This is a genomic window from Nitrospirillum guanabarense (assembly GCF_034653355.1).
Taxonomy (GTDB): Bacteria; Pseudomonadota; Alphaproteobacteria; order Azospirillales; family Azospirillaceae; genus Nitrospirillum.
Genome location: NZ_JAYEER010000001.1, coordinates 1,136,959 through 1,155,010 on the forward strand (window position 1 = coordinate 1,136,959; position 18,052 = coordinate 1,155,010).

General features: G+C 62.9%; 13 protein-coding genes and 2 pseudogenes. 12 read left to right on the forward strand and 3 right to left on the reverse strand.

Translation table 11 applies throughout. The features are described from left to right. The first annotated feature begins 11 nt into the window (after window positions 1-11). Window positions 12-2,963: a TonB-dependent receptor gene (locus UAA55_RS04685; RefSeq protein ID WP_322951493.1), complete on the forward strand. Its 2,952-nt coding sequence runs from the start codon at window positions 12-14 to the stop codon at window positions 2,961-2,963. 10 nt (window positions 2,964-2,973) lie between these two features. Then, a complete protein-coding gene (locus tag UAA55_RS04690; RefSeq protein ID WP_322951494.1) occupies window positions 2,974-4,077 on the forward strand; it encodes an amidohydrolase family protein in 1,104 nt (367 codons plus the stop codon). Between the two features lie 121 nt (window positions 4,078-4,198). Here UAA55_RS04690 and UAA55_RS04695 read toward each other — a convergent pair whose 3' ends face one another. Continuing rightward, entirely contained in the window at window positions 4,199-5,098 is a 900-nt protein-coding gene (locus UAA55_RS04695; RefSeq protein ID WP_322951495.1) for a DUF2231 domain-containing protein, read from the reverse strand. 3 nt (window positions 5,099-5,101) lie between these two features. Then, a complete protein-coding gene (locus tag UAA55_RS04700; RefSeq protein ID WP_322951496.1) occupies window positions 5,102-5,533 on the reverse strand; it encodes a copper-binding protein in 432 nt (143 codons plus the stop codon). An 877-nt stretch (window positions 5,534-6,410) separates the two neighbouring features. On the opposite strand from UAA55_RS04700, the gene UAA55_RS04705 reads away from it, so the two are divergent. From UAA55_RS04705 to UAA55_RS04750, 10 genes and pseudogenes are all read left to right on the forward strand, one after another. Then, window positions 6,411-6,671, forward strand: coding sequence for a hypothetical protein (locus UAA55_RS04705; RefSeq protein WP_322951497.1), 261 nt, complete (start codon window positions 6,411-6,413; stop codon window positions 6,669-6,671). A 168-nt stretch (window positions 6,672-6,839) separates the two neighbouring features. Continuing rightward, entirely contained in the window at window positions 6,840-7,778 is a 939-nt protein-coding gene (locus UAA55_RS04710) for a LysR family transcriptional regulator (RefSeq protein WP_322951499.1), read from the forward strand. Between the two features lie 261 nt (window positions 7,779-8,039). Further along, window positions 8,040-10,310 carry a TonB-dependent siderophore receptor gene (locus tag UAA55_RS04715; RefSeq protein WP_322951500.1) on the forward strand — a complete coding sequence of 757 codons (2,271 nt, stop codon included), beginning with the start codon at window positions 8,040-8,042 and terminating at the stop codon, window positions 10,308-10,310. A gap of 25 nt (window positions 10,311-10,335) precedes the next feature. After that, window positions 10,336-11,997 (forward strand): ABC transporter ATP-binding protein/permease, encoded by a 1,662-nt coding sequence (locus UAA55_RS04720; protein ID WP_322951501.1) that lies wholly within the window; start codon window positions 10,336-10,338, stop codon window positions 11,995-11,997. Window positions 11,998-12,103: 106 nt separating this feature from the next. Beyond that, window positions 12,104-13,462 (forward strand): TldD/PmbA family protein, encoded by a 1,359-nt coding sequence (locus UAA55_RS04725; protein ID WP_322951502.1) that lies wholly within the window; start codon window positions 12,104-12,106, stop codon window positions 13,460-13,462. After that, window positions 13,459-14,910 (forward strand): metalloprotease TldD, encoded by a 1,452-nt coding sequence (gene tldD, locus UAA55_RS04730; protein WP_322951503.1) that lies wholly within the window; start codon window positions 13,459-13,461, stop codon window positions 14,908-14,910. Before UAA55_RS04725 ends, tldD begins: the two co-directional genes overlap by 4 nt. A gap of 15 nt (window positions 14,911-14,925) precedes the next feature. Beyond that, window positions 14,926-15,249, forward strand: coding sequence for a thioredoxin (gene trxA / locus UAA55_RS04735; protein ID WP_322951504.1), 324 nt, complete (start codon window positions 14,926-14,928; stop codon window positions 15,247-15,249). After that, on the forward strand, window positions 15,246-16,094 hold the full coding sequence (locus tag UAA55_RS04740; RefSeq protein WP_322951505.1) for a hypothetical protein: 849 nt from the start codon (window positions 15,246-15,248) through the stop codon (window positions 16,092-16,094). Before trxA ends, UAA55_RS04740 begins: the two co-directional genes overlap by 4 nt. 11 nt (window positions 16,095-16,105) lie before the next feature. After that, window positions 16,106-16,217 (forward strand): annotated as a pseudogene (locus UAA55_RS04745) (IS110-like element ISMmg1 family transposase); the annotation flags it as partial. 173 nt (window positions 16,218-16,390) lie between these two features. Beyond that, a complete protein-coding gene (locus UAA55_RS04750; protein ID WP_322951506.1) occupies window positions 16,391-16,990 on the forward strand; it encodes a TetR/AcrR family transcriptional regulator in 600 nt (199 codons plus the stop codon). Window positions 16,991-17,016: 26 nt separating this feature from the next. Here the strand turns inward: UAA55_RS04750 and purU are convergent. Next, window positions 17,017-17,876 (reverse strand): annotated as a pseudogene (purU, locus tag UAA55_RS04755) (formyltetrahydrofolate deformylase). Between the last annotated feature and the right edge of the window lie 176 nt (window positions 17,877-18,052).

The window sequence follows — 18,052 nt, forward strand, 5'->3', positions numbered from 1 at the left end:
GGATCCTGCCGATGATCTTGGCGATGGGATGTGGGGGCGGGGCCTGGGCCCAATCCACCAATGTCCCATCCGCCACGGGCGACTTGGAGGAGATCGTGGTCACCGGCATCCGCGCCGACCTGGAAAAGTCGCTGGAGGTGAAAAGGAACGCATCGGTCGTCCTTGATTCCATCAACTCCACCGAGCTGGGGCGCTTTCCGGACGCGGACGTCGCCGACTCACTGGCGCATCTGCCCGGCATCACCATTTCGCGCACCACCGGCGGCGAGGGGCAGAAGGTCAGCGTCCGGGGCCTGGGCGCGCAGTACAATATCGTCACCTGGAACAACCGTGTCCTGGCCACCGACGATGACGGCCGCGACCTGGCCTTCGACGTGCTGCCGTCCGAGGTGATCACCGCCGCCGACGTGCTGAAATCACCCCAGGCGTCGGCGCTGGAGGGCAGCATCGGCGGCACGGTGAATTTGCGCACCGCCAGCCCCTTCGACAATCCCGGCCTGCATGGCGGCGTCCATGCCGAGGGCGACTACAACGACATGTCGACCCTGCACGGCCAGAAATATACGGCCTTCCTGTCCGATACCAATTCAACCGGCACCTGGGGAATCCTGATCGGCGCCGTGCATTCGGACAACAATATCCGTACGGACTCGCTGAACGCCTACCAGCAGAACATCTACGGCCCCAACACCTATCCGTTCGATGGCAGCGGCAACCCGCACGCCCTGGCGGCGACGCCCTGCTGCATCACCTTCGGCTCGATCTATGACGAGAAGAAGCGCGACGCGGTCTCGGGCAGCATCGAATGGCGCCCGACCGACACGCTGAAGATCGCCGTGGATGGCCTGTGGACCCGGCTGCAGGACCCCCAGGTCGGCTATAATGAAAGCTATTACTTCCCCTATGGCAGCGACCAGAACGGCAATCCGACCTGGAACAACGCCACCTACCAGAACGGCATCATCAGCGGCGTGTCGGTCAACGACTTCCAGCCGGAAATGGTCAACAACACCGTGGCCCGCAAGGTCGACACCAGCCTGGTGGGCATCAATGCCAAGTGGCAGGCCACGTCACGGCTGTCCCTGGCGGTGGACGCCTACCGCTCCGCCGCCGACCGGCCCGAGGGCGGCAAGGACACCTTCATGACCGCCGGCCTGGTGTCCGCCACGCCCTATGCCGAGGACATCCTGAACATGTCCGATACCGTGCGGGGGCTGCCCAGCCTCAACGTCGCCATCCCGCCCAGCCAACTCGGCCTCGGCGCCTGCCCCTCGGGAACGGCCAGTTCGACCAATGCCGGCTATTGCTCCTACACGGCGCTGATGAATTCCGGCTTCCTCAACGACAACAAATACTGGTCGACTCACTATGTCGGTCTCAACGGCTACACCGTGAAGGACCAGGTGCGCGGCATCAATCTCGACGGCACCTATGACGTCAACGCCTTCTTCATCGACCGCCTCACCTTCGGCGGAGGGGAAACGCGGCGCGAGAAAAGCCGCCAGGACATCAGCAACGACTGGGACAACGGCTCGGGCCAGTATGGCACGCTGTACAACACCGCCGGCTGCCCCATCCAATGCAACCCCTATTCCTTCGCCTCGCAGGGTTATGACGTGGTCACCATGGTCAGCCCGCCTAATTTCATGCAGGGCGCCGGCGGATCCTTCCCGACCACGCTGCCGCGCCTCAATTCGGCGGCGCTGCTGAACTTCCTCAGGAGCCTGAACGGCAAGCCCAACCCCTTCTATTGCCAGAATTACCCGACCGTCTGCGCAGCACCCTATACGCCGTTTGACTTCTCGCAGACCCTGCCGCAGGAAAACCCCTACAACTCCTACAGCGTCAAGGAACGCACCGACAGCTTCTATGTCGAGGCGGAGATGTCGGGCGCGCGGTGGTCGGGCAACATCGGTGTGCGCGTGGTGCGCACCGAAACCGACGCCAGCACCGCCGCGGCCGTGCCGGTGTCGCTGTGGACCCCGACCGCCGTCGGTGCCACCCAGACCTGGAACGTGCAATACGCGACCGGCCAGGCCTCAAACTCGCATGGCTCCTACATCATTCCGCTGCCGTCCGCCAATTTCGCCTATTGGGCCATGCCGGAGGAACTGCAGCTGCGCGCGGCGGTGGCCCAGACCCTATCGCGCCCGAACCTTAACCAGCTGGCGCCGACCTCGTCCAACAACGCCATCAACGGCGAGCCCCAGCTGTTCTACGGCGGCACCGCCGGCCTGCGCCCCATCAAGGCCTGGCAGGCGGACCTGTCGGCCGAGTGGTACTACATGCCGCACGCCGCCTTCACCGTCGCCCTGTTCGGCAAGCGGATCCGCGACGACATCTATGAGGGGGTGACGACGAATGTGGATCTCGGCACCATGCAGTACGTCGGCGGCCCGCCTGGCACCGTGCCTGGCACACCCTTCCTGTGGACGGTGACGGCCCCGTCCAACGGCGCCAAGAGCACCTTCGCCGGCATCGAACTGACCTGGCAGCACATGACCGATCTGGGCGTGGGCATCCATGCCCAGTTCACCGCCACCAGCAGCCAGGGCTACGACCAGAATGGCAAATCGCTGGGCGCCATCGACCCGGTGCCACCGATCACCTCGTCGCTGAGCCTGATCTACGACAAGGACGGGCTGTCCGGCGACATTACCTGGGACCACGCGTCGGGCTACACCTACGCCTGCTCGATGTGCACCGAGGTGCCCGGCTGGCCGGCCAAGGCCAACTCTTTCGACTGGGTCACGGCCAGCGTGCACTACAAGTTCCTGCATGGCTTCGACGTCTATGTCGAGGCCAAGAACCTGACCAATTCGGTGGCGCGGACCTACCTCAACGGCAACCCGCTGCTGCCTTGGGCGCCCGGCCAGTCGGTGGGGCAGAGCACCAGCGGCGTGGGGGCCGGATATTCCGCCTATGGCCGCACCTTCGTGGCCGGCGCGGCCTATCAATTCTGAGGGCGAACCCATGTCCAAGCTTGCACTGGCATTCGCCGTGGCGCTGCTCGCGCTCGCGGCGAACGCCGACGAAGCGCTCTACACCGAGGCGGATTTCGCCTCGGTGCCCAAATTCGACGCCCATGTCCACGCCAACCGGCGGGGGCCTGAGTTCCTCGACATCGCCCGCAAGGACGGGTTCGAGCTGCTGTCCATCAATGTCGATTATCCCGATTTCCCGTCGCTGGCCGATCAGGCCCAGGTGGCGCACGCGCTGAAGGCCGAAGAGCCTGAGCGCTTTCACTTCGCCACCACCTTCTCCATGAAGGGTTATGGCCGGAAGAACTGGGCCGCCGACACCATCCGCCGTCTGGATGCGGAATTCGCCCAGGGCGCGCTGGCGGTCAAGGTGTGGAAGAACATCGGCATGGTGGAAAGGAACGCCAAGGGCCAGTTGATCATGCTTGATGATCCCGGCCTGGACCCGGTGATGACCCATCTGGCGCAAAAGCGCATTCCGCTGATCGCGCATCAGGGCGAGCCGAAGAATTGCTGGCTGCCGCTGGACCAGATGACGACGGAGAACGACCGCAGCTATTTCCGCGAGCATCCCGAATACCACATGTATCTGCACCCTGAGCAGCCCAGCCTCGAGACCATCCTGGCCGCGCGCGACCGGATGATCGAACGTCATCCCGATCTGGCCGTGGACGGGGCGCATATGGGCAGCCTGGAATGGGACGTCGATCTGCTGGGCCGGTTCCTCGACGCCCATCCCAACGCCGTGGTCGATCTGGCCGCCCGCCTGACCAATGTGCAGTACCAGTCGGTGCGCGACCACGACAACGTGCGGGCCTTCTTCATCCGCTATCAGGACCGGCTGCTGTACGGCACCGACCTGACCGACAACCCGCCCTCACCGCGGGAGCGCGCCCAGAACCCGCCCCGTGAAGAGGGCGGGATCGCGGCGGAGGCCGATCATTCCTGGCGCTCGGACTGGCGCTACCTGGCCACCACCGCAAGCCAGCGGATCGATGCGCTGAACGCTGAGGTCAAGGGCCTGGGCCTGCCGAAGGCGGTGATCGACAAGATCTACTGGTCCAATGCCCGCCGCGAGTTCCATCTGCGGCCTTAGGGACCTGGTGCACGGGATAGCCGCCGCCGGCAGGCTATTGATCGCGCTTTGGCGATCGCGAGGGGGGAGGTTGGCGGATACCGGCGGATGCCATGGTGGCGTCCGCCGGTATCCGCATGGATCAGGGGGCGATGGAATGATCCGACCAGTGGATATGGACGATCCGCCAGCCGGCATCCGTGGGTTTCAGCACCATCGTTTCTGATCGCACGCCGTCCCCCGACCGTTCCAGGCTCGCGATCCAGGCGACGGGACCGGCCGTCCCGCCCGCGCGCGAAATCAGCATGCGGGGGGTGGACCGCGCCCGGGCGACATCAGCCGCCAAATACCGACCCACATAGTCCTGGCGCGAGGCGTCCTGGAAATCGTCGCCGTACAAGCGCGCTTCGGGGGCCAGCAGGGCGGCGGCACGGTCCCCGTCACCGGCCGCCAGCGCCGCATGGAAAGCGTCCACCACCCCCACCGGATCCAGCCCGTCGCCGGCGTTGCCGGCGGCCGGACCGGTTCCGGTGGCCGGCCGCGCTTCGTGGTGGCTGTGGGCGTGACCCTGGTGATCGTCCAGCGCCGATGGGTCGGGCAGGCGCCGCACGCCTATGCCGTGGCGATAGACGTTTTCCGCCCCGAACCAGCCCGTCACCGCCACCAGGCCGATGCCGGCCGCCAGGCACAGCATCAGCAGGGGATGGGCGCCGGCTGGTCGCCGCCGGTCCAGCCAGGCGCCCAGGGACGCTATGGCCAGGGCTCCCGCCGTGCGATAGGCCCAGGACAGATGGACATGCACGTTCTCATGGCCGGCCAGGTCCATGGACGACGTGTTCATGGCTTGCTGGCCCGTCAGGATGGCGGCCAGCGCCGCCGCCGTTCCCAGGTACAGGGACCAGCGGGCGGCGAGGGTCAGCGCCGGGGCCGCCGCCAGCCGGCGGCCGGCCAGCGCGGCCCCGAACAGCAGGAAGGCCAGAAGCGGCAGGGCCACGGCGAAGTGGACCACCGCGGGATGCCAGTTCGGCAGAATCTCCGGCATGGATCAGCCCCCATGATGATCGTGGCCGGCGGGCATGGCGGCGCCGGCGGGCATGACATGGTCGACCCAGTAGGTGCCGGCGGGGGACTTGCCCAGGGTGAACATGACCTGGCTGCCCGGCGCCACGCCGCTGAGATCGATCCCCGGCGCCACGGGGAAGTCCATGGTCATGCCCGGCCAATTCAGGGCGGCGACCGGGCCGTGGGTCAGGTTCAGGGTATGGCGCGCCGGGTCCACCGCGTTGACGGTGCCGGTTCCCGACGGCTTGGCCGCCTCGTCCGGCGCCTGCTGTCCGTGACGGTCATGGACCGGAAGGATATGGGCGCTCTCCGGGCGGCTGGGGGCTGAGGGGTGGATTGAAGGGGCGGCCAGGGTGCTGGCATGGGGCAGGGTGAGCGCCGCCAAGGTGGCGAGCGCGACGGTCTTCGCGGACATCTGGTGTCTCCCAGGGATAAGGCGACGGCCGCCCGGACGGGCGGCGTCATAAAGGCGCGGACTTCACAGTCAGGCGCCACTCCTGGGAGGTTCGAGCGGAGGAGGCGGGACTATGCCGAGGCCCATAGCCATGCCCGTCATGACGCCAAGCCCCTTCCTGCCGGGCCAGCCCGGATGGGGCGGCGAAGCGAGAATCAAACCTTGGCAGGTCGCGGCGCAGCAGGCTGCCGCGCCGTGGCAGCAGCATCCGTCCCGGCAATCGTGATCGGTCGTATCCGCCGTCAGGACCGTTGGCGTCATGGGCGTGGCGGTATGGTAGGCCGTGGCGGCGACAACCTGCCCCGCCTCATGGGCCGCGGCGCGGCCGGCCCATCCAAGGACGCAGCCGACAATGCAGAGCAGGACAAAGAATTGGCCGAGCGAACGGAGGTTCATGCGGGGACTATACATGATGGGGACGACACGGTCTCTGGATTCAGCTTGTGCCCGGCGGCATAAAATGCGGCACCGCACGCTTCATGCCTGGGGCCGCGCCGACGTTCCAACCGGGTTCGGACCTGTCGACGGCCGCAGGCTCGCGGGCTGCCCGGCACAGTCACCTTGCTTGCTGATTCCACCCAGCCTCGACCAGAGCGCCTGACAAACGGTGGTTTGATCACCGCCCCTCCGCCATCATGAATTTGGGCAGCATCGGCACGATCGGCAATTCGGACGTGGCCACGGCTGTGCAGGTTGGTGGTATGCAGGCAGCTGACAACATGCCCGGAAGAGCGATCGACAAAGTCGCGGCCTTCCATAAGCCGTCCGTCCGTCCGGCTGGCTCGGTAAAGACTGGCAACATATTATAATGAAACGATATTTTCATTGATGTAACAACGTGTTCGGAGATGTGTGTTCGCTGTCGCGCCACGTTACTCACCCCGGCACCTGGGCGGAGGGCCGCCTGTCGGGCGGGCTGGAGTTCCGCTACCTGGGCGCCCATCCGCTGGCCGAGGACAACAGCATCCAGTCCAACGGCTACAATGAATGGAACCTGACCCTGGATTACAGGCTGGAGAACGGTTTCCGCTTCGGCGAAAGCTCACTACGAAGATGCGCCACAGCCGCGCTTTCCGAGACTATGCGCCAGCGCCCTTGAGGTCAGGGCTTTGCGGTCAAGATGATGTACCGGGCGTGAGAAGGTCCAATGACGATGCCTGAATTGCAGGCATTAATATATCCGGGATGATTGTCGCGACATTTTTCCTCTTGTCGGCTTTTACGGTAAAGGAGGAAGCTGGCATGCTGAGATTATGTGAGGTCGATTATGGTTAATGCAGAAGTTGATTTTATAAAGAGAAGTAATTTAAACCAATTTTACGCCTTGGATGCCATCTTGAACACGACCTCCATAACAGAGGCCGCAGCCCGCATGCATATTAGTCAGCCTGCGATAAGTCTCGCTCTCAAGAAGTTGCGGGACCACTTTAGCGATGAGTTGGTCGTATACAGTAACGGCCAGAGGCAAATGACGGCGTTGGCCGAAGCGTTGCGTCCCCGCGTGCGCCATTTGTTGCGGGAAGCGGCAGACGTTTTCGGCACGACCTTGAGCTTCGATCCGGCAACGGATCGGAGGACCATTCGCATAGCGGCGCCGGATATGGTGGAGATCACCTTCCTGCCCCTCGTCATTCGGCGCCTTCAGAAGGAGGCACCCGGCGTGGACATCCACATCGCCCCCTTTCAATATGCGAATGCGGAAGTGTTGCTGGAAAAAGATATCGACTTGGTGATCGTCTCGGAAAATTTTCAATCAAACAGCCTATCGAAGATTCATCTCTTCTACGAACAGCTCTCATGCATGGTTTGGAAGGATCATCCGGCTGTTGAGTATGAAATGGAATTGGAGACCTATTTGGCGGGTCGTCATGCGGCGATGTTCCAGTCGATGGAAATATTGGTAAATGTAAACGCTGAAACGCTGGATATTCTGGATCGCCGTCATGTGGCGGTCCGGACTGCGCGCTATGCGATGCTGCCAAATATTGTGATTGGTACGGATTTGATCGTCACGACCGTTTCACGGTTTGCGCAGTTCTTTGCCAATATATTGCCGGTGAAGTGTATCCAAACGCCATTCCCAAGCGAATACACGTCCATCATGGCGCAGTGGCATACGCATCGCGACCAGGAACCACTCATGCGCTGGCTGGTGTCCATCCTGCATGATGAGGCGTCGCGCTTCCCCCTTCATAAATTAAGGTGATGTGGGCATTGGCAGAACTGATTTGCCAGATCGGCGCCATTCTCCCAATCTAACTATCAGCTTCTCACGAAGAAGCCGCCAATCACCTCCGTGATAGGGGTGAACGGCTAGCTACTAAAAAATAAAATTCGGGCAGCTGCGCGCCATTCCTTAACGGTTTGGTGACAGCGGAATAATAATATTCAGCCTACATAACATTGTAGTCCGGAATCATTTGAAAACTCCGGCAACGATGACGGCTGACAGAACAGGAGCAGGGGAATGAAGAGATGGGACCTGTTGGCCGGTGTTTCGGCCGTGACGGCCTTTGCGGTGGCGCTGCCCGCCGTGGCGCAGAATGTGAGCATCAGTGTGCCGTCGATGCCGATGGAACAGGCGCTGAAGGAGATTGAACGGCAGTCCGGCCATCGCATCGACTATGATCCCGATGCCGTCAAGGGCTTGAAGTCCGTGGCCGTCACCGGCGCCAAGGACGAAAACGATGCCATTGAAAAGGCCATCGCGGGCACGCGCCTGGTCCTGATCGATGGCAACGGCGTCCCCACCATCATCAGCTTCGTCGTCGTCATGGCGCACCGCGATGAGGCCGAAACCAGCCTGCTGGTTCGCGACGCCTCCACCTCCAGCCGCAGCGGCGCGTCCTTGCGTGAGCAGGCCCGCAACACGACGGTCATTTCCAGCAAGCTGATGGAAGATCAGCAGGCGCAGAGCGTGACGGACGCGCTTCGGGACGCCGGCGGCGTCATCCCGAACTTCGCCACCGTCCAGGGCGGCACCAGCTACAGCGTCCGCGGCTTTGGCAGCACCGGCTTGACCAACGGCCTCTCTTCCTCCGTCGGCAACAGTTCCATCGCGGGGGCGTCGCAACCGGTGGCGGGGCTGGAGCGTGTCGAGATTCTGAAGGGGCCGGACGCCCTGCTGAACGGCTCCTACAGCCTGGGCGGCACCATCAACCTGGTGACCAAGAAGCCGACTGCCGATCCTTTGCTGAACGCCTCCGTGGAATATGGCAGCTATCAGACGCGCAAGGGCACGATCGATGCCTCCGACGCGTTGAGCGACGACGGGAGGATAAGCGGCCGCCTCATCCTCTCCGGCTCCGATGCCGACCGCAACATGCAGAATTACCGCGGGGACCAGAATTATCTGGTCGCTCCCAGCCTGCGCTACAAGGATGAGAAGACGGACGCGATCCTGAGCGCCCAGTTCTACGAGCAAGATACCGGCGTGAACCCCTATACCTACATGTATAAGGGGCAGATCGCCCCGGTGAGGACGCAGCCCATCGGCCCCGCCGACGCCGGCTTCAACGCGAATGACAAGGAAGTCACCTATTCGGTTGAACACAAGGCCACCGACTGGCTCACGGTCGTCAGCCGCGGGCAATACCAAAACCAGGACCTCAGCTTCGGGTTCTACGCGCCCTACGCCGCGCTGGCGCCCACCACCCTGTTGATAAGCAACGGTCAGAATGAGCAGCGCAACAGGACCTGGTCTCTGGACGACTATGCCAGGCTGAAATTCGACACGTTTTTCATCAATCACAACATCAACATTGGTTATAGCTTCGTTCAGACGCACGACGACGCGCTGGATTCGTCAAAGTCCAGTACGGCCCCCTTCAACTTGACGACCGGTGTCGTCAAACCGCTTGCGCCAATCGATGAGCTGTCCTACACACTGGACTATAATGAACAGGCGTTTTACTTCCAGGATATCATGACCTGGGGGCCGGCGCACTTCATTGGCGGGGTGCGACAGAATTGGTATGACAGCTCCAGCCAGACTTATGGGCGACGGCCGACGACCAGCGAATCTTCCGCCTCATCATCGGTGCCCAGTTTCGGTGCGGTGTACGATATAACCGATGATTTGGCGTTGTTCGCGAACTACGCGCTTGGCTTCATTCCGAATTTTAACCTGGATTATACAAAGAACCGGCTGCCCGACATCTCCTCCAAAAACCTTGAGGGCGGCGTGAAGCTGTCCATGATGGATCAGAAGCTGGAATTGGTGGCATCAGTCTTCCGCCTGCAGCAAAGCAACGTCGTGATTTCCGACCCGGCCCACCCCGGCTATTACATCGCCGGCGAGGGCCAGGAAAGCAAAGGCGTCGATCTCGATTTGCGCGGCACGATCCTGCCCGGCTGGACGGTCGTTTCCACCTTCACCTACAGCAAGTTTGATCAATTGAACATCAAGGCTGGCGCCTATGTGGCGGGCCAGCCACGTGTCAAGTACAGCCTCTATACGTCCTATACCCACCCGGTGGGCGAAGACTTGAATCTGACCGTGTCGGGGGGGCTGTACGGAAACTCCAGCTCCTACGTGAATACCAAGGGGACGGAAAAAGTCCCGGACGCCAAGCAATTCGATATGAATGTCATTGGCGCCTATAAATCATGGCAGCTCAATGTGGGCGTCAAGAACCTGTTCGACCGCCGCAACTACGGTGTGTCGACTGTCGACAGCTACATTCCTGTTCTGGAACCGCGCACCTGGCACGCCACCTTGTCCTACAAATTCTTCTAATTCTCCGAGATCGGGCGACGCCTGAATGAGCATGTCGAACCATACAGTGAAGGGGGCCCGGCCGCTGGCCGGGCTTCCGACCGTCAGCATCGGGGTGCGGATACGTCATTTTCTCAAACTGCTGACATCGTATTGGCTGTCGTCCGATTGGATGTTTGCTTGGTTTGGTGTTGCCGTTCTTCTCGCGCTCCAGTCCGCCATAGTTTATACATTGGTTATGTCAAATAATTGGCAGCACTCTTTCTACAATATCATCCAAAATAAACAAGTCGATCTGTTCTTTCCCCTGACTATCAAGTTCTTTCTGATCAACGGCTGCCATGGTTTGGCCAGCGTATTCAATATCTATATAAGCGGCATGTTTACCATCAGATGGCGAACCTTCCTGACCATGGAATATGTGGCGCGGTGGATGAGGAACAATGGGTTCTATTCCATGGAAAAAGCCACGGTGATAGACAATCCGGATCAACGAATAGCCGAAGATATTAAGGATTTTTCGTCCACCATTTTGCAGACTACTTTAAGTATTTTTTCCTCAATAACATCTGGCATCAGCTTCGGGTACCTACTTTGGAATACGGCGGCGCCAATACGGTTTCTGATCGCCGGATATCACATCTCCATACCCGGCGATATGCTATGGTATTCCCTGCTGTATACAGTGCTGTCCACAACGGTCATCATTTGGGTCGGCCGGCCCGTGATTTCACGTACCATGCGCCAGCAGCACCTGGAGGCTGATTTCCGGTTCGGCTTGGTCTACGTTCGCCGCAACGCGGAACAAATCGCCTTCCTGAATGCCGCGCCGACGGAACAGCAGTCCCTGCGGGAGGCATTCAGCCATCTCAGGAAAAATTATCACCGGCTGATCCTGGCACAGATGGGTCTCCATGCGTCTCAAGACGTGTCCAATAATATTGGGCAGGTTTTGCCCCTATTTCTGACCATCCCGAGATATTTCGCTGGCGCGCTGACATTTGGCGATGTGATGGCCGCTAAGGATGCTTTCATTCGCATGACCAATTCCCTTGGGGTCTTCGGCGCGTCCTTCAACGGAATCGCGCAGCAGGTCGCCAACGTTAACCGTATCTGGGCTTTCGATCAGGCGCTGGACCAGAAGGGCGGCACCGGTATTCAGGTAATAAAGGAAGATAGCGGCGCCATCTCCGCCCGCGATCTTCGGCTGGATTTCTATCACAACGCGTCCCTGACCATCGGCGATTGGACGGTCCTGCCGGGTCAGCGCTGGGTTGTGGTGGGGCCGTCGGGAATTGGCAAGAGCTCCACCATGAGGGCCATCGCCGGCTTGTGGCCGGATGGGGCTGGTGTGGTCCAGGTGCCGTCCCAGGGCCTGACGATGTTCGTGCCCCAGCGCCTCTACCTGCCCATCGGGACCTTGAAGAACGCCATCTGCTTTCCCGGTTCGCCGGATGAATACGACGACGATCTAGTCATCTCCCTGCTCAGTGTCGTTGGGCTGCAGAAGCATGCCCAGCGGTTGCATGAATCCCATTCCTGGGCCGACCAGCTTTCCCGGGGGAGCAGCAACGATTGGCCCTCGTCCGTATTTTGCTCTACCGGCCGGATCGCCTGGTCCTCGATGAAGCCACCAGCGCCTTGGACATGGCGAACGCGCTGCATTTTTACGCCACCCTGCTTGAGCGCCTGCCGTCCGTCACCTTGATCAGCGTCGTCCATGATGAGCGCCTGAAGCCGTTCCATACCCATTGCCTGCGGTTGGCGGCGGAGGGGGTGACGCAGTCCGCGCTGGACCCCGAAGAGGAAACCGTATGTTAAGCGCCTATATCAGCGACAGCGAGGCGGACCTGCGCGCGGCCAGCCAGCAGGCCGTGGAATTGGCCCTGCGCGCGGGCGCCAAGGATGCCAGTGCCAGCGCCTTTTCCGGTGGCGGGCTTCAGATCGGCTTGCGGGATGGGCGGCTGGAGACGGCCGTGCGTAGCGGCCATCGCTCCCTTAACCTGACGGTCTTCCAGGAAGGCAGGGTGGGTGCCGCGTCCACGACCACCCTCGACCCCGAGGCCATCCAGCGCCTGGTGCAGGAGGCGGTCAGCATCATGCGCTGGGCGCAGCCGGACGCCGACAACGGCTTGGCGGATGCCGCGGATCTGGCCCATGACGTTCCCCACCCCCCGCAGTATGAGCCGGTCAGCGACGATGCCGCGGCCATGGCCGAGGAGGCGCAGGACATGCAGCGCGCGCTGGGCGCCGTCGAAAAGCCGGCCGGCACGGAGCTGCGGACGTCGGAAGTCGGGCTCAGTTGCTCCGAGACCTTGTCGGTGATGGTCACCTCGTCCGGCTTCTGCCGTGCCAGCCTCGGCTCCAGCCAGGCGCGCTGGTGTTCTGTGACGGCGATGCGGGACGGTGCCATGGCGCGGGACTATGCGCATTCCGCGGCCCGGAGGCGAAGTGACGTTCGCGGGACGGATTGGCTGGTGGACCGCGCGGTGCAGGGGGCCGCCGGGCAGTTGGGGGCCCGCACCGTGCCATCCGTCACCGGGCCGGTCCTGTTCAGTCCGCGACTGGCGCAAGTGCTGATCGAGGATGTGATCGGCGCCCTCATGGGCGCCGCCCAGTACCGGCGCGCCAGCTTCCTGGCCGGTGCGCTGGGGGACCTGGTCGCGGCGGACCATATCGACCTGATCGAGGATCCGTTCGAGCCCTGGGGACTGGCCAGCGGCGCCTACGACGGTGAGGGCGTCGCCGGCAGCCGCCGTCCGATCCTGGATGCCGGTGTGGTCAAGGGCTACTTCCTGAACAGCCTGAACGCCCGGCGCCTGGGGATGCGGACGACAGGCAACGCCAGCGAACCGTACAACCTGACGCTTTCCAGCCGCCGTCCCGGCGGCGACGGCTTGGCGATGCGGCGGCATCTCGGCACCGGTCTGCTGGTCACCGCGATCACCGGCGGACGAACCGACCCGGCGACCGGGCATTGGAGCCGGGCGGTCGAGGGATATTGGATCGAGGATGGCGTCCAGCAATTCCCGGTCGCCGGCATCACCTTGAGCGGGGATATGCGCACGATGCTGCGGGGAATCACCCATGTCGGCGACGACGTCGAGCGATTTGGCGCCTTTCGCACGGGATCCATTCTGGTTGACGCGATGCATATCGGAGGACGGGCATGAACAATCCGTCACACATGGATTGGGCCCGGCGTCTGATCCTCCATCCCAATCAGTTGGATGAGGTCGAGCTGTCGCGCGCGCTGGAACAGTTGGCGGCCGGTGCCGACTTCGCCGACATGTTCTTCGAAAGCACCAAGTCGCGCGAGTGGCGGCTGGACAACGGCAAGGTTTCGGCGGGCAGCTTTTCCATCGGCCAGGGGCTCGGCTCCCGCGCGGTGCGTGGCGATCAGGTTTCCTTCGCGCATACCGGTGACTTCCGCCCGGAGGCCATAAGATCCGCGCATCGGACGGTGCAGGCTCTGACCCGGTTGGGCGGCGGGGTGGCGGCCGCTCCCTCGGTGTCGCTCGTCCCACAGTTGACGGACCACGGGCTGTACCCCCGGAAGGACCCCTTGGCGTCCGCCGACCTGCTGCCCTGGGTCCAACTGCTGGAGAAGGTGGACATGCTGGCCAGGGCGGCGCATCCCGGCGTTCGCCAGGTCAACGCGTCCTTGTCATCGGCGCATCGGGTGGTGTTGATCGCCAATACCGATGGGCAGTTGGTTGCCGACGTGCGTCCCATGACGCGGCTGTTCATCCATATCGTGCTGGAGCGTGCCGGGACCCGCGCGCAAGGAAGCGCGGGCGTTGGTGGACGGTACGGCCTGGAGGGCCTGGAGGATGAGGTGGTGGCGTCCACCATATCCCAGGCCGTGCGTGTCGCCACCGTCAACCTGGACGCCCGGCCGGCACCAGGGGGGGTGATGCCGGTGGTGCTGGGGCCGGGCTATGCCGGCGTCCTGTTCCATGAGGCGGTCGGCCACGGCCTTGAGGGCGATCATCACCGCAAGGGCCTTTCCGCCTTCACCGGCCGCATGGGGGAACGGATCGCGCCCGAGACGGTGACGGTGCTGGATGACGGATCCTTGCCCGGCCAGCTGGGCAGCGTCGGCATCGATGACGAAGGAACGCCTGGGCAAAGGAACGCCCTCATCGAGAACGGGATATTGACGGGGCTGATGCAGGACCGCCTGAACGCCCGCCTCATGAACATGAGGCCGACGGGAAATGCGCGGCGCCAGTCCTATGCGCATCTTCCCATGCCGCGGATGACGAACACCTTCCTCCTGGCCGGCCAGGAGGATCCGACCGACATCGTCGCGTCGGTGGGGCGTGGCATCTATGCCCCCCGCATGGGGGGCGGCCAGGTGGATATCACCAGCGGCCGTTTCAACTTCACCGCCGTCGAGGCCTATCTCATCGAGGGCGGCAAGATCACCGCCCCGGTGAAGGGCGTGACGCTGGTGGGCGTGGGACATGAGGCGCTGCGCCACATCCGTGCCGTCGGCCATGACTGGGCACTGGATGAGGGAATCGCGACCTGCGGCAAAGCGGGCCAGACGATAAGCGTCAGCGTGGGACAGCCGACCCTGCGGATCGACGAAATGGTTGTAAGTGGCAGTGTGTGACGTGGAGGAATTGGAATGAAAAAAGCGACCAGCGTGAATACAGCCGAATTTGATTCAAAGGTCATTGGTGCCGAGAAGCCGGCACTGGTGGACTTCTGGGCACCTTGGTGTGGCCCTTGCCGTGCGCTGGCACCGATACTTGATGAGGTCGCCACCGATTTTGATGGCGAGATGAATGTCTATAAAGTGGACATCGAGGCGGAGCCGGACGTGGCCGCCCGCTTCGGGGTGCAGGCCGTGCCCGTGCTGATCCTGTTCAAGGGCGGCGAGGAGATCCATCGCCGGGTCGGCACCCTCTCGCGCACGCAGCTCACGGCCATCATCGAGCAGAAATTATGACGGTCAGCATGTCCGCGTTTCACGGCCGTCCGGAATTGAAGCAGAGGCTGCTCGATAGCATCGACGGGCTGATCGGCCACGGGCATATCCAGGGCCAACGGAATGCCAAACCGCTCACCAGCCTGATGTCCACCGACTGTGAGGCGTTCTCGGAGTTCTACGGCTTGCCTCTGTCCTTGGTCATGTTGTTGGACAGCATGCCGGTCTATGCGGGCGATGAGGTCGCCATCGCGGCCTGGCGGGACTTGGTGGTGGCCATCAGGCCAGGAGCGGACCTGAACCCCGCGTTACATGGCTACCTGCTGATGATGATGGCCTCACCCCGGGACGACATTGATCCATCGGATATCCAAGGCCGATTGTCGAAACTTCACCAGAGGCTTTTCGCGGGGGAGGTGGTGCCGCGTGCCGAGTGGGCCAGCCTTCGCAAGGAACTGGTCGCCTTGTCGGAAGAGAAGCTCCCGCCGGGCGATCGTCGCAAGTTGCAATATTCCGTTTGGGAAGCGGCGGCCTGGCCGCTGAGCAACTCCCCCAGCATGCTGGTGCAGATGTTCAGGAATTGGGGGCTCCTGAGCGAGCTGGAGCCGGATCCGGAATGGTCCGATGCCGATGAGGCCCGCAAGGATAAGGTTCTCAGCGAGATTTGGGAGGAACAGGCTCCGGCGCGCACCGCGGGCAAACTGCCGGAATACCCAGCCTTGTTCAGGGCGCGCGAGCCTGACCTGGCGGGCCGGTTCGAGGCCCATCTGGCCCGTGCCAACGCAGGTGTCCGCGCGCGATGGGGCGAGGCGATCAAGTATTTGGCGATGCTGTTCAGGGAGAACGCCACCGCGGGGGAGGCCTGACGGAACGCTTGAGAGGTCCGCCTGGTGTCGCCGGAATATGTGCGTCCCCACGTCAAGGCGCAAAAGAACGACGACCGGGATGCGGCGGCGACTGCGGAAGCGGCGACGCGGCCGACACCGCGCTGTTAATCGGCGTGAAGCTTGTATGCAACGGGGGGCTGTCCCCCGTTCCGACGGAGAATACCAAGACAGTTGCGGGCACCGGGCGGCTTTGCCAATGTCCGCCCCAGTCACCGTCTTGAATTGGGACTGAAATGCAGCAGGATGGGCCGGAAGCCGAGCCAGTGGATATTTCCTTGACCAAAAGGCCGCGCCGGGCGCCCTCGGGACCACGCCTGGGGCGGGAGGACTGGGTGCTGGCGGCCAAGAAGACCCTGGTGGCGCGCGGGATCGAGGCGGTGAAGGTCGACCGGCTGGCCAAGGGCTTCGGCGTCACCCGGGGCAGCTTCTACTGGCATTTCAAGAGCCGGGGTGAGCTGCTGCAGGCGCTTCTGACCTATTGGCAGGACACCAACACCACCGCCTTGCGCGCCGCCGTTGCCAGCAGCACGGACGGCATCGCGCAGTTCCGGGCGGTCATCCGCGTCTGGGTCGACGAGAAGGACTTCTCACCCAGCTTCGACACGGCTGTCCGCGACTGGGCGCGCCAGGCGAAGGCCGTGGCGGCCCTGCTGCGCAAGGTGGATGAGGAGCGCATCCAACTGCTCAGCGGCATCTTCCGCAACCTTGGTCATGACGAGGCGGAAAGCGCGGTGCGCGCCCGGGTGTTGTACTACCACCAGGTCGGCTATTACGCGCTGGCCATCAAGGAAAGCCGCGCGGACCGCTTGGCCACCCTGCCGTATTATTACAAAATCCTGACCGGCCTGACGCCGCCGGCCAACGGCATCCTTTAAGCCGCCGCCTATCCACAGGTCGCGCCTCAGGAAAAGACCACGGTCTTCCGGCCGTTGAGGATAACGCGGTGCTCAGCGTGCCAACGCACCGCGCGCGCCAGGACCGTGCACTCGATGTCCCGGCCCATCTCCACCAGCCGCTCGGGCGTCTGACTGTGGTCCACCCGCTCCACTCCCTGTTCGATGATGGGGCCTTCGTCCAGGTCGGTGGTGACGTAGTGGGCCGTGGCGCCGATGAGTTTCACACCGCGCGCATGGGCCTGGTGATAGGGCTTGGCGCCCTTGAAACTGGGCAGGAAGCTATGATGGATGTTGATGCAGCGGCCGGCCAGCGCGGCGCACAGTTCCGGCGATAGGATCTGCATGTACCGCGCCAGCACCACCAGGTCGGCGCGCGTCCCCCCACCAGGTTCAGCAGGCGCGCCTCCTGTTCCGTCTTGGTCGCGCTGGTGAGGGGAAGGTGGTGGTAGGGCAGGCCGCTCCATTCCACGAAGGAGCGCATGTCGGCGTGGTTGGAGACGACGCCGACCATCGTCACTGGCAACAGGCCGGCCCGCCAGCGGTGCAGCAAATCGAACAGGCAATGCCCGAAGCGGGAAACCGCGATCAGGACGCGGGGGCGGACGGCCATGTCGAACAGCGCCCAGGTCATGGCGAATCCTTCGCCAACAGCGGCGAAGCCCCTTTCCAACCGCGCCAAATCCACGGCCGGATCCTCCAGCCGGAATTCCACCCGCATATAAAAGGTCTCGGTGTCGGGATCATTGAACTGGCTTGATTCCACGATCGATGCGCCATGGGCGGCCAGGAAGCCGGCAACCGCGGCGACGATGCCCCGCCGGTCAGGACATTTCAGCGTCAGGACGCAGGTGGAAGGCGCCGACATGGGGCGGAACTCCGCTGGCAGGGGGCTGGGGAAGGTGGCGTCGCGGGGAGGTTGGTTCGTAGTCGCGGAACAATACAGTAGTGTACTGTTTCTCCATGTCAACGGTCATGTCTCCGCCGGGTGTCGAGATTCGGCCTCGGTCACTCGGACCGTTTTCTTTTGTGCCCAAGAATGGG